Origin of the sequence: Brevibacterium sp. FME37 (assembly GCF_014897485.1) — a bacterium.
Lineage (GTDB): Bacteria > Actinomycetota > Actinomycetes > Actinomycetales > Brevibacteriaceae > Brevibacterium.
The window spans coordinates 119,355-130,519 of the sequence record NZ_JABUYE010000006.1 but is presented as its reverse complement, the minus strand read 5'-3'; the positions used below and the strand labels follow the sequence as shown (position 1 = coordinate 130,519).

Here is an 11,165-nt window from a genome sequence, read left to right as displayed (position 1 = left end):
GCCCTGGAAGAAGGAGACACCATGTTCCACCACCTGATGAACCGATTCGCCGTGTTCGTCCTCGGCCTATCAGCCGACGCCCCTGACCGACGAGGCGATAGCAGAGGTGATCGGCCCGACCGCGGTGACGTTCCCGGATGGGTTCTCATCACGCTGATGACGGCAGGTTTGGTCGTTGCCCTGTGGGCACTGGCCGGTGAAGCCTTCACCTCGATGTTCCAGGACGCGATGAACAAGGTCCGGGGCGCCGGGTGAGTCACCGGGACTGCGGATGCGAGCCGAAATCGGAGTGCAAGGCTCGTGCTGATTCCGGTTCCGCGATCGCTGAGTTCGCCCTCATCGGTTCGCTCCTGGCCCTCGTGCTGGCCGGAACCCTGCAGATCGGTCTGGTCATCCACGTCCGCAACACCGTCATCGATTCCGCCATCGCCGGTGCCCGCCAAGCCAGCCTCGCCGATCAGTCCCCGGCCGATGGCAAACGCCTCGCCTCCGAACTCATCACAGTCTCCGTGGGCGAGCGCTACGCCGAGTCGATCACCGTCACCACGGTCCAGCACGGTCAGGTCGACATCGTCGAGGTCCGGGTGCGGACTCCGCTGCCTGTCCTCGGACTATGGGGCCCCGCCGAGGCGTGGGATCTGAGCGGACGGTCCATCGTTGAGGACGTCGCCAGTGACTGAATCTGACGCGCAGACATCGGAGGAACGCCGCGATTCGGGCACGGCCGTCATCGAGTTCATCTTCGCCTCGATCGTGCTGCTCATTCCTGTCGTCTACCTCATGCTTGCAGTTTCCCAACTGCAGGCCGCCAGCTATGCCACCACCTCAAGTGCGATTTCGGCCTCCCGGATCGCGGCCCGCAATGCCGATCCCTCCGAGCGTCGAGCGCATCAGGTTGCAGACATGCATTTCACCGACTTCGGGCTCACCGGTGTTCCCGTCACCATCGACTACTCATGTTCTGGGGTCTGTGGACAAGCAGGTTCCCTCATCACCGCTCGGGTCGAGACGAAGGTGTCTCTGCCCGGATTTCCACTCCTCTTCGGTTCCAAATACTCCCCACACATCACTCTCCGTGCCAGCCACACGGATGTTGTCGCCACCGCAGGTGAGGGCTGAAATGACATCTAAGCAGCACCGAACCCCCGCCGACGACGGATCGATCACTCCGCTGGCGATCGGCTTCGTCGTCATCGCCCTGCTTCTGGCCTTCCTCATCGCGGCGCTGACGGATCTGCACATGACCAGACGAGAGCTGCAGAGCGTGGCAGACTCTGCAGCCCTGGCCGCATCCGACTCGTTCGAGCCTGCTCCTGGCGGTGAACCTGGACTGGTGTTCTCTCCCCCGGCGGCCAAACGTGCCGCCAGTCGGTACGTGGCCGCGGTGCCGACCCCGCAGGGACTGCACAATGTGGAGCTCGGCGCCGATGCCGACGGGCAGCATTCGGTCGTGATCCGCCTGCACGCCGACTACACCCCCGCGCTGCTCTCACGTTTCGTCCCCGGCCTCATCGAGCTGCAGGCCACCGCATACGCTCGTGGGTCGTTGCGCATTTCCTGAGGATGCCGTCAAACGACTCGCACGTGATCTCCTGTTGGTGCCTCCCCCACTTCTGCTCGAATCGCCTGTGGACACAGACTCACCGTCCACAGGGACGCAAGGAGCCCTAGCCACCGGTGGCGCAAGTCGTGATCCTGGGAGCATGAACACGCTCGGCCTCATTCATCGCATCGACGCAAACGCTAACATTCGCACCGACGTGATCGAGGCAGACTCCGAGGTGCCTGTTCTCCAGGTATTCCGCGCCGTCTTCGGCCCCATCCTGACCTCGACGGACCTCATCACAGGAAACCGTCTGCCCGCAGGCTCCGGACACCCAGAGAACACGGTGAAATCAATGGCGTGGGGACGCTGGCAGTCTCTGAACCCGGTCACAGTCCTCGGAGCGTCCGCGCTCTGTCGCGGTTCAGGATCTGCCTGCGTGACGGTGCTCGCGGGCCCCGATTCCGGATTCACGATCGACATCGATCCCCGCGCTCCTCTGCTCAGTCGGATCAGTCAGCCCGGATGCCTCACCATCGTCGACCCGTGCATGTCCCGCCGGCCGACGCGACTGGAACTCGGACCCGCCAGAGAGCAGACATTCTCAGCCTTGGGCACCACAGTCTTCGCCCCCGCCTCCCGGACCACGCCCCAGCCAAGTCGAACTCGCTCAGACACTCACATGCTTCGTGTCTCCACCGCTCGCGGTCGGGAACCCACACATGTGGCACCCAGACTGATCGACGATCCTCGCCCGGCCAAACCTCCCCAATGGTGGGCGTTCCTCATCCCCATCGCCATCGGTGGGGTCCTCGCCCTCGTCACCGGAATGTGGTGGTTTCTCCTCTTCAGCGTGTCCGCGCCCATCTCCGGATACGTCGCCTACATCATGGAGAAGCGTCGGTATGTCCGCGATTGCGCTCAATGTGTCATCGACCGGAAAGGCGCCGTCGAGACAGCGAAGCGCAGGTTGGCCACTCTGGTCATCGAACACAGGCGTCGGCTGCAGTCAGGGTCGGGTCTGTGCCTTGGCTTCGGATCAGCGCTCGGCCCCATCACTATCGCCGATGAGCTTCGCACAGGCACCGATCACCTTGACGGGACGGTCATCATCGATGATGTGCCGCTTCGCATCGACCCGAGCACAACCTCGGTGACGGTCACCGGCGATCACGAGCAGCTGCGCAGCATGGCCCTGTCCTGGTTGGCCGATCGCGCCTACGAGTGGTCCCCCGACCAGAACCTGCTCCAGCTGCCGGAGCTGCAGGGCGGTCGCTTCAGCCACGAGGATCCAACCGAGTCGATGATCTGCGTAAGCTTTTCCGGACCGGAATCAACGACGACGCTGCATGCACAGGCACCCGCGCCCACCGCCTCGATCTCCCTTTCGCTGGGCAGTCTGGCCCAGGCGCGCACCGAGGATTCCTCAGCGGCAGAAGGTCCCGTGCCCGGCAGAACTCTCACTGCCGCCCTCATGCCACCCGGCCGGTTCCTCACCCTCGAACACCGGGAGGTGAGCAGGGCCGGGAACGAGCGTCTGCCCAACCACGGCCTCGGCGACCTCTATGATGACGCGCCGCGGGCCATTCGCCGGCGCTGGGCTCGAACTTCGCCCGGACCGGTCACGATCGGGCGCGGACAAGACGGGGACATCACCCTCGACCTCTTCAACGACGGACCCCACGCACTCGTGGCGGGCACGACCGGCAGTGGGAAATCCATACTGCTCCAGACCTGGCTGCTCGCGATGGCCTTGGAACACCCACCTTCGCGGCTGAACTTCGTCCTCATCGACTTCAAGGGTGGGGCGACATTCTCCCCGCTGGAAGATCTGCCGCACACGGACAGCGTCCTCGATGATTTCGATTCGGCTGCAGCCTTCCGCGCCTTAGTCTCAGTCCGTGCCGAGATCACCCGACGCGAGCGACTCCTCGCCGACCACGAATGCTCCGATGTCCTCGAACTCGACGATCGCCCGCCGAGGTTGGTCGTCGTCATCGATGAGTTCCACGCCCTCATGGCGACCCACCCGAAGGCAGCCGATCTGCTCGAGCACCTGACAGCTTTGGGCCGGTCCTTGGGCGTACATCTGATCCTTGCCACGCAGCGCCCGCTCGGCATCGTCACCGGGCAGATGAAAGCCAACATCAATATTCGTGTGTGCTTGCGCGTGCGCGAGGATGCGGACTCCTTCGATGTCATCGGAGTCAACGATGCCGCACGCCTGCCACCTGAGAGCCCGGGCGCTGCGTGCCTCGACTCGGGTTCGTCGATCGTGGAGTTCCGGGTCGCCGTCCCCACGTCCACTGCTGTCACCACTGCCGAGGTGCGCCACCGGCCTCGTCTGCGACCGTGGGAACCTGGCCGGGGTCTTCCCACCCAGCACAGCGTCAACGGAATCCGTGTCAGCAATCTCCAACAGGCAGACCGTGAGAACCGTGACCAGTCACATCCGCCGCCGCCTCCACGTCACCCTGTGGTTCTCCCACCACTGCCCGATCTCGAGAATGTCCCTGTACTGTTTTCAGCGTCGTCTGCTGAGGGCAGCCCCAGAGAAGACGATCCAGGGGTGACGGATACGTCGTTGACCGGGATCGTGGACATTCCCAGCCACCAGAAGCAGAGCACCTGGTCTTATTCTCCTGCCCTCGATGGCTCGACCATCGTCGTCGGCACCGACCCAGATGCCATCGCGTCAGTCATGCGGCGAATGGCATCCAGTGCCGCTGCGACCCACCGAGTGGTGGCTCTGGGACGAATCGCAGAGTCCATGGATTGGGCCGAGGTCACTTGCGGAATGGACACCGGGTGGCGATTTCACACGATCCTCGACCATCTGCACCGTGCTTCTACGGTAGGCAACGTACCCACCGGCACCGGCACCCTGCCGGCCACGATTGTGGTGTGCAGCAATTGGAACGAATTCATCGACTCCATGGACCACCAGATGGCTGCCGAAACGGAACGGCTGCTCAAACATGGTTCTGGGTTGGGGTTGACGTTCCTGTTGGCCGGGTGCCGCACGTCTACGAGCACAAGTGCCGCCTTCACATCACAGGTAATCTTCCCACCTGGGGCAGGAGGTGATGGACTCAGCGTCGGATTGTCCCGGCAACGATTCGTCGGAACGTGGCCCGAATACAGGGCAGTGCTCGTGGGCCCCAATGCACAGGAAGCCGGTGGTGACGGCGCCGATGTGCAGTTGGTGCCTCACCAGCAGAATATCTCCCACGCATTCGACAGCCATGACAGACGCGGCGCCTTCGAACCACGATGGCGCGGACTCACTGCGGTACCCGGGCGTGGGGCCCCGCGACTGGATCCGGCGGGCACAGGGATCCCGCTGGGAACCGACCCCTTCGGTGCCCTCGTTGTATGGGATCCGGACCGTGACGGAGAGGTTCTCAGTGTCAGAGGATCACCGCAGTCTGGGAAGAGCACGACAGCAGCCATGTTGCAGGAGACGTGTTCCGCTCAAGCAACAGGCAGCCGGAAAGCGCTCACGGTCCATGACGATGCGCATCTGGAGACGAACTCGGACGCCGTCGATCTCGGCGACGGTGGCCTGCATGTGCTGACGATGCCGGTGCGGTTCACTCCCGGCTACGGCTCATCATTGGCTAAGGCACAGGGCCTGGGGCCGATGCTGATCCTCGGCGCCCACAGTCGGCAGGACCTCAGCAACCTGGGTTTCCTCAGGCTGCCACCACTCGACGGGGATCCGGGGACAGCATGGTTCGTCACCGAGCAGCGAACTCAGGCAGTGAGGCTCTTCTCAGCGGAGAGAACCGTTGAGCCCAGTCCCAGCCCGGCGCACCTACCGGGCTCTCTCGCGACATCGAATCGATCGTCTTAACTTCTGGATGTCTTGTATCGAGCTGGACGTCTTGTATCGACCCTGGTCACGGCAGAGTTCGCCCGGCCGATCACGATTCGAGACGACGATCAGTCAGTGTGCGCGTTGTGCCTGCCGGCGGGCATTGACTCGGTGTGGTCGATGAGCTGGTAGGGGCGGCGGCCCTCACCCCGAACAACGGCGAAGTAGGCCAGCCACAGTGCTCCGACCCAGAGAAGACCCACCCACAGTGCCGGACGGGAATCAGGCACGATTCCGACCATGACGATGACGAAGCCGATGAACGCCACCGTAGCCCAGGACCCCACAGGCCACAGCGGCATCGGGAACTCACTGCGCAGTCGGTTCTCCTGTGCCAGCACCCGTTTCATCCGAATATGAGCGGCGAGGATGACCAGCCACACCAGAACCGTCGCAAACGTCGCCAATGCGCCCAGCAGGAACAGGGCCTGGTCGGGGTAGAGATAGTTGAGGAGCACGCCGATCAGCAGAGCCACGATCATCGTGATCACTGTCATCACCGGCACTCCGTTGCGGGTGGTGTGGGCGAAGGAACGCGGTGCCTGCCCCTGTTCCGACAGACCGTGGAGCATCCGACCGGCGCCGAAGATATCGGCATTGATGGCGGAGAGCGCCGCCGTAATGAGCACAACCTGAAGGATGGCAGCTGCCGCACTGAAGCCGACAGAGTCGAAGATTGCGACGAAGGGACTGATCTCCGAGGTGATCTGGTTCCAGGGCAGGATGCACATGATCACCCCGAGGGTGAGCACATAGAAGAGCAGGATGCGTATCGGCACCGAGTTGATGGCGGCCGGCAGCACTTTCCTGGGGTTCTGTGCTTCACCGGCGGTGACTCCGATGATCTCGATGCCGCCGAAGGCGAACATCACGATCGTGAATGATGAGAGAAGTCCCCAGAATCCGTGGGGGAACAGCCCACCGTGGTCGAACAGAGCCTCCGGACCCATCTGATCGTGGGAGGCAATGCCGAAGCCGAAGATGATGATGGCCACGCCGGCCGCGATGAGGGCGATAATCGCGACGATCTTGATGAGCGCGAACCAGAACTCCAGCTCACCGAAGACTTTGACGCCGATCATGTTGATGGCGGCGATGAAGAACACGACGGCCAGCACCCAAATCCAGCGCGGCACTCCGGGGAACCAGAAGCCCATGTACACGCCGATGGCGGTGGCGTCGAAGACGGCGACGAGGACCATTTCGAAGACGAAGGTCCAGCCGACGAGGAAACCGGCGAAGGGGTGGAGATAGCTCGATGCGAACTGACCGAAGGATCCCGAGACAGGGTGGCGGACCAGCATTTCGCCCAACGCACGCATCACCATGAAGACGGCGGCACCGCCGATGATGTAGGCAATCAGCACAGACGGACCAGCGGCCTGGATCGACTCCGAGGACCCCATGAACAGCCCCGTGCCGATGGCCGACCCCAAGGCCATGAAACGGATGTGCCGGGCACTCAGTCCCCTGTGCAGGCCCACGTTCTCAGTGTCCTTGGCATGGCTGATCGCCTCACTGCTCCCCCTGTCAGCTGAAGACATGGGTGTCCTACTTTCTCTCAAACTCTCTCGACAAGCCTGGCCCAGTCATTGTGAGCTCTGGGGCCTTCGGCCGGTAGGCGCCTCAGACACGGTCCGAGGATCGGTGAGGTGGTCCCGGATGCAACGTCTGCTCAGCGAGCGTCGGCGGGCGGTCCCGAGAGAGTTTCGTAGCGGTAGAGTTCCGTGGCTTGACCGGATTCGAGGAGTCGGTCTGCCAGGGCGGAAACTACCGGCATGCCACTCGTGACTTCGAGGACGACGTCGGCATCGACGGAGAGCCGAGCGAGGAGGAGCTCGGCATCGGCGATCGCTGCCCTGAACAGCTCGCTCGTAGTGTCGGAGGCTTCCTCGCGAGTTTCGAACATCGATCCGATGATGAGTTCAGTGGGTGCTTCCTCGTCGTCACCTGGTGCCGGCATGGCATCCGTGATCTCGACGCCAGTCTGGTTGGCTTCGCGAGCGTAGGAGACAGCGAAGGCGCTCAGCCCGGAGTCTTCAGCCGCACCGGCGTCACCGCCCAGAAGAGCGGCGCCATGGGCTCCGGCGGCTTCGGAGAGGAACGCGTTGTTGACCTGTCCGATCGTCAGCGGACCAACAGCGTCGTCCTTGTTCACAGCCGTGTACCAGGCCAGAAACGCCTTCGTCAGTTTCACCGATCCGGTGGCCACAATCTCGAGGTCCTCGGCACGTCCGCCACCGCTGGGCGGCAGTGCGCCGGCGGCAACCTTAATCACTCGTGTCGTCGTCAGAGGAGTGAAGCCCAGTGCCTGCGCGAATCCGGCACCCGGGCTGCCGGCCTGCACACGTGTGCGCAGATCAAGTCCCTCCAGGGCAGTCCCGACGGTTTCAGCGCAGGCTGCTTCGAAGAGTTCTCGACCCTGACCGTGGCCCTGTTCCTCGCTCGCGACCTCGACATTGACCCACGCCCGGTAGGGGTGAAGGGGGGACTCGGCGATCGCTGCGGCCCCGACGGGAACCTCAGGGACCACCTCGGCGATGACAGATCGCAGCAAGGGAGAATCCGAGGAGGGACGGAACAGGGACCTGGCCATATGAGCGGCCGGCGTATCGGCGTCGGCGAACACCTCGTTCAACCGCAGGTCGTCACCATCGGTCAGGTCTCTGATCGGCATTGTGTGCGCTCCTTGAACGGGTCGATAACTTGATAATCTTGGCGTCATGACTGACTTAAGCGATCCTACCGCCGCCGCCCGCGCCGCGGCCACGACCATCAACTCCAAAGCCGGCATCGAGGCCCATGACATTGCTCTCGTTCTCGGCTCGGGTTGGGGCGGAGCAGCGGAGCTCCTCGGCGAGACGATCAGCGAAATCTCGGCCGCAGAAGTCCCCGGCTTCCACGCACCCGCTGTCGAAGGCCACGGCGCCACCCTGCGCACGATTCGGATCGAAGCCAGCGGCAAGCACGCCCTCGTCCTCGGTTCCCGCACCCACTACTACGAAGGCAAGGGCGTGCGCGCCGTCGCCCACGGAGTCCGCACCGCCGCTGCCGCCGGGTGCGAGAGCCTCGTCCTCACCAACGGCTGCGGAGGCCTCAACCGCAATTGGGCTGCCGGCACCCCGGTCCTCATCTCCGACCACCTCAACCTCACCGGCACCTCACCCATCGAAGGTGCGAACTTCGTCGACCTCACCGACCTGTACTCCCCGCGCATGCGCGCCATCGCCAAGGAGATCGACCCCAGCCTCGACGAAGGCGTCTACGCACAGTTCAGCGGGCCCCACTACGAAACTCCCGCCGAGGTGCGCATGGCCGGGGTCCTCGGCGCGGACCTCGTTGGAATGTCCACCTCGTTGGAGGCCATCGCCGCACGTCAGGCCGGTCTGGAACTCATGGGCATCTCTCTGGTCACGAACCTGGCCGCCGGCATTCAGGAGACCCCGCTCTCCCATGCCGAGGTCATCGAAGCCGGAGTCGCGGCCGCCCCACGCATCTCCGGACTGCTCGCCGACATCGTCGCCAAGCTCTGAGCGAGCCCGCACACTCTGAGCAGCTGCTGCCCCGAAGACACACCGGCATCACTCGCCCGCCCAACCGCATCCCTCTCGCCGACAACACCGGACAAGGACAGACATGACCCGAGTAGCCGATCGCTTCACCAACGGATTCGATGCCGACGTCGTCGAGGCATGGATCGCCGACGACCCCGACCAGCAGACAGCAACTACCCTGCGCACTATCCTCGCCGCCGCGACGACCGGTGACGAAACGGCTCTGGCCGACCTCGAAGATCGCTTCGCCGGCCCCCTGACCTTCGGCACCGCGGGTCTTCGCGGAGAGATCGCGGCCGGACCGAACCGTATGAACCGCGCCGTCGTCATCCGCGCTGCGGCCGGGCTCTCCCGATTCTTGCTGGACACCGTCGGTGAGGGCTTCACAGTCGTCATCGGCTGCGATGCCCGCTACCGGTCTTCCGACTTCGCAGCCGACACCGCCGCCGTCGTCACCGCAGCGGGAGGGACAGCCATCCAACTGCCCGATCAGCTGCCCACTCCGCTGCTCGCCTTCGCCCTGTCCCACCTGCAGGCCGATGCCGGTGTCATGGTCACCGCCAGCCACAATCCGCCTGCTGACAATGGCTACAAGGTCTACCTGGGCCAGCGTCCGCTGCTGGCGATCGAGACCAATCCGTCCGCCGCCCAGGCTGGTGCCGGCGCCCAGATCGTCAGCCCGGCCGATGCCCTCATCGCCGAACGGATCGCCGCGGTCGAATCGGTCGCCTCGGTCCCGCGTGCCGAGTCCGGTTGGGAACACCTCGATCACTCAATCGTCGAGACCTACCTGGCTCGCATCGAGGCACTGGGGGTGAGAGCAGAGTCCGAGCTGTCAATCGTACTCACCTCACTCCACGGTGTCGGCGCTGCGGTCGCCGAGGCGGCTCTGACCCGCACCGGCTTCACCGATGTGCACCCGGTGCCCTCGCAGCAGGCTCCGGATCCGGACTTCCCGACGGTCTCGTTCCCCAACCCCGAGGAGGTCGGGGCGCTCGACGAATCCTATGCGCTGGCCCGCGAGGTCGGTGCCGAACTCGTCATCGCCAACGATCCCGATGCCGACCGGTTCTCCGCGGCCATTCCGGATGCCTCGACTGCGTCCGGGTACCGGCAGCTGTCCGGTGACGAGGTGGGTCTGCTGCTGGGCGAGGATGCCGCGGTCCGGTTGGCTGCCGGGACACATCATGCGGCACAGCTCGGGTCCTCGCCCGGCGCCTTGGATTCGGTCGAAGCCGAGGCGCCGGACGTCACTGGCGGGGGTGCGGAATCACCTGCTCTGGTGTTTGCGAACTCGATCGTGTCCTCTCGGGGGCTGGCCTCAGCTGCCGCCAGCCATGGCTTCGCGGCGGCGAACACGCTCACCGGTTTCAAATGGATCTCCCGCGTCACCGGCCTCGTCTTCGGCTACGAGGAGGCGCTGGGATACTGCGTCGACCCGTCTGCAGTGCGCGACAAGGATGGAATCTCCGCGGCCGTAACCTTCGCAGCGCTGGTCTCGAGGTTGAAGGAGCACGGGTCGAGCATCGAGGCAGAACTCGATCGGATCCGGAAGCGCGACGGCTTCTTCGCCACCGCCCCGCTGAGCTTTCGCCTCGACGATGTCTCTCTCATCGCTACGGCTATGGCGAAGCTGCGGGAGAATCCGCCGGTGTCCCTGGCTGGGTCTCCGGTCGTCGAAATCCACGACCTCTCAGCCGGTTACGGAGAAATACCTCCCACCGACGGGATCCTGCTGCTCTCGGAGTCGAACTCCCGAGTCATCATCCGGCCTTCGGGCACGGAGCCAAAGCTCAAGTGCTACCTCGAAGTCGTCGCCGAACCCTCCGAGCTGGAGGCCTCGATCCACGCCGACACCCGGGCCGCGGTCAGTGCAGGAATGCGGCTGCCGGCCACCTCGGCGAGTGCTTCCCTCGCACCGGCCCTGACGGAGCGTCTGACCTCTATAAACACCGAGCTCAAGGCCTTCTTCGGCCTCTGATCCGATACCTGGCCCGGATGTTGGTACAAATTCTGATCATGGTGAGTGCCTCGAGGATTGGGCGCATCTCCAGTGGCTTGGAAGCGACGGCACCTGACCAGTCAGGACTGCCGCGGCTCCTGTGAGGTTGAGTGCAATGACGACCAGCGCCAATTCAGAAGATGGTTCGAACCTGCCTGATACACGGTGGAAGCAGCGCAGTCATATCTT

The 11,165-nt window shown here is 64.1% G+C and carries 9 protein-coding genes; 7 read left to right on the top strand and 2 right to left on the bottom strand.

The features are described 5' to 3' along the window. Nucleotides 1-21: 21 nt before the first annotated feature. From INT29_RS09295 to INT29_RS09275, 5 genes are all read left to right on the top strand, one after another. Entirely contained in the window at nucleotides 22-255 is a 234-nt protein-coding gene (locus INT29_RS09295) for a hypothetical protein (RefSeq protein ID WP_226841798.1), read from the top strand. Beyond that, on the top strand, nucleotides 252-680 hold the full coding sequence (locus INT29_RS09290; protein ID WP_193071465.1) for a TadE/TadG family type IV pilus assembly protein: 429 nt from the start codon (nucleotides 252-254) through the stop codon (nucleotides 678-680). The genes INT29_RS09295 and INT29_RS09290 overlap by 4 nt, the downstream gene beginning before the upstream one ends. Next, nucleotides 673-1,119: a hypothetical protein gene (locus INT29_RS09285; RefSeq protein WP_193071464.1), complete on the top strand. Its 447-nt coding sequence runs from the start codon at nucleotides 673-675 to the stop codon at nucleotides 1,117-1,119. Before INT29_RS09290 ends, INT29_RS09285 begins: the two co-directional genes overlap by 8 nt. Nucleotide 1,120: 1 nt before the next feature. Further along, the gene (locus INT29_RS09280; RefSeq protein WP_193071463.1) at nucleotides 1,121-1,561 is read left to right on the top strand and encodes a pilus assembly protein TadG-related protein; all 441 of its coding nucleotides are present in this window, start codon (nucleotides 1,121-1,123) and stop codon (nucleotides 1,559-1,561) included. A 142-nt stretch (nucleotides 1,562-1,703) separates the two neighbouring features. Next, complete coding sequence (locus tag INT29_RS09275) at nucleotides 1,704-5,399, top strand: FtsK/SpoIIIE domain-containing protein (RefSeq protein WP_193071462.1); 3,696 nt, start codon at nucleotides 1,704-1,706, stop codon at nucleotides 5,397-5,399. 89 nt (nucleotides 5,400-5,488) lie between these two features. Here the strand turns inward: INT29_RS09275 and INT29_RS09270 are convergent, their stop codons facing one another. Both INT29_RS09270 and INT29_RS09265 read right to left on the bottom strand, forming a co-directional pair. Beyond that, nucleotides 5,489-6,964 (bottom strand): amino acid permease, encoded by a 1,476-nt coding sequence (locus INT29_RS09270; protein WP_193071461.1) that lies wholly within the window; start codon nucleotides 6,962-6,964, stop codon nucleotides 5,489-5,491. A gap of 131 nt (nucleotides 6,965-7,095) precedes the next feature. Then, nucleotides 7,096-8,097, bottom strand: a complete 1,002-nt coding sequence (locus tag INT29_RS09265; RefSeq protein ID WP_193071460.1) for a GNAT family N-acetyltransferase — start codon at nucleotides 8,095-8,097, stop codon at nucleotides 7,096-7,098. A gap of 46 nt (nucleotides 8,098-8,143) precedes the next feature. Between INT29_RS09265 and INT29_RS09260 the strand changes: the two genes are divergently transcribed. Further along, nucleotides 8,144-8,953 (top strand): purine-nucleoside phosphorylase, encoded by an 810-nt coding sequence (locus INT29_RS09260; protein WP_193071459.1) that lies wholly within the window; start codon nucleotides 8,144-8,146, stop codon nucleotides 8,951-8,953. A gap of 103 nt (nucleotides 8,954-9,056) precedes the next feature. Then, nucleotides 9,057-10,955 carry a phospho-sugar mutase gene (locus tag INT29_RS09255; RefSeq protein ID WP_193071458.1) on the top strand — a complete coding sequence of 633 codons (1,899 nt, stop codon included), beginning with the start codon at nucleotides 9,057-9,059 and terminating at the stop codon, nucleotides 10,953-10,955. Nucleotides 10,956-11,165 lie beyond the last annotated feature (210 nt).

Excerpts from the sequence above, each read along its gene's own strand:
- INT29_RS09295 (WP_226841798.1), top strand. The coding sequence starts at position 22 with ATGTTCCACCACCTGATGAACCGATTCGCCGTGTTCGTCCTCGGCCTA.
- INT29_RS09280 (WP_193071463.1), top strand. The coding sequence starts at position 1,121 with ATGACATCTAAGCAGCACCGAACCCCCGCCGACGACGGATCGATCACT.
- INT29_RS09275 (WP_193071462.1), top strand. The coding sequence starts at position 1,704 with ATGAACACGCTCGGCCTCATTCATCGCATCGACGCAAACGCTAACATT.
- INT29_RS09270 (WP_193071461.1), bottom strand. The coding sequence starts at position 6,964 with ATGTCTTCAGCTGACAGGGGGAGCAGTGAGGCGATCAGCCATGCCAAG.
- INT29_RS09265 (WP_193071460.1), bottom strand. The coding sequence starts at position 8,097 with ATGCCGATCAGAGACCTGACCGATGGTGACGACCTGCGGTTGAACGAG.
- INT29_RS09260 (WP_193071459.1), top strand. The coding sequence starts at position 8,144 with ATGACTGACTTAAGCGATCCTACCGCCGCCGCCCGCGCCGCGGCCACG.
- INT29_RS09255 (WP_193071458.1), top strand. The coding sequence starts at position 9,057 with ATGACCCGAGTAGCCGATCGCTTCACCAACGGATTCGATGCCGACGTC.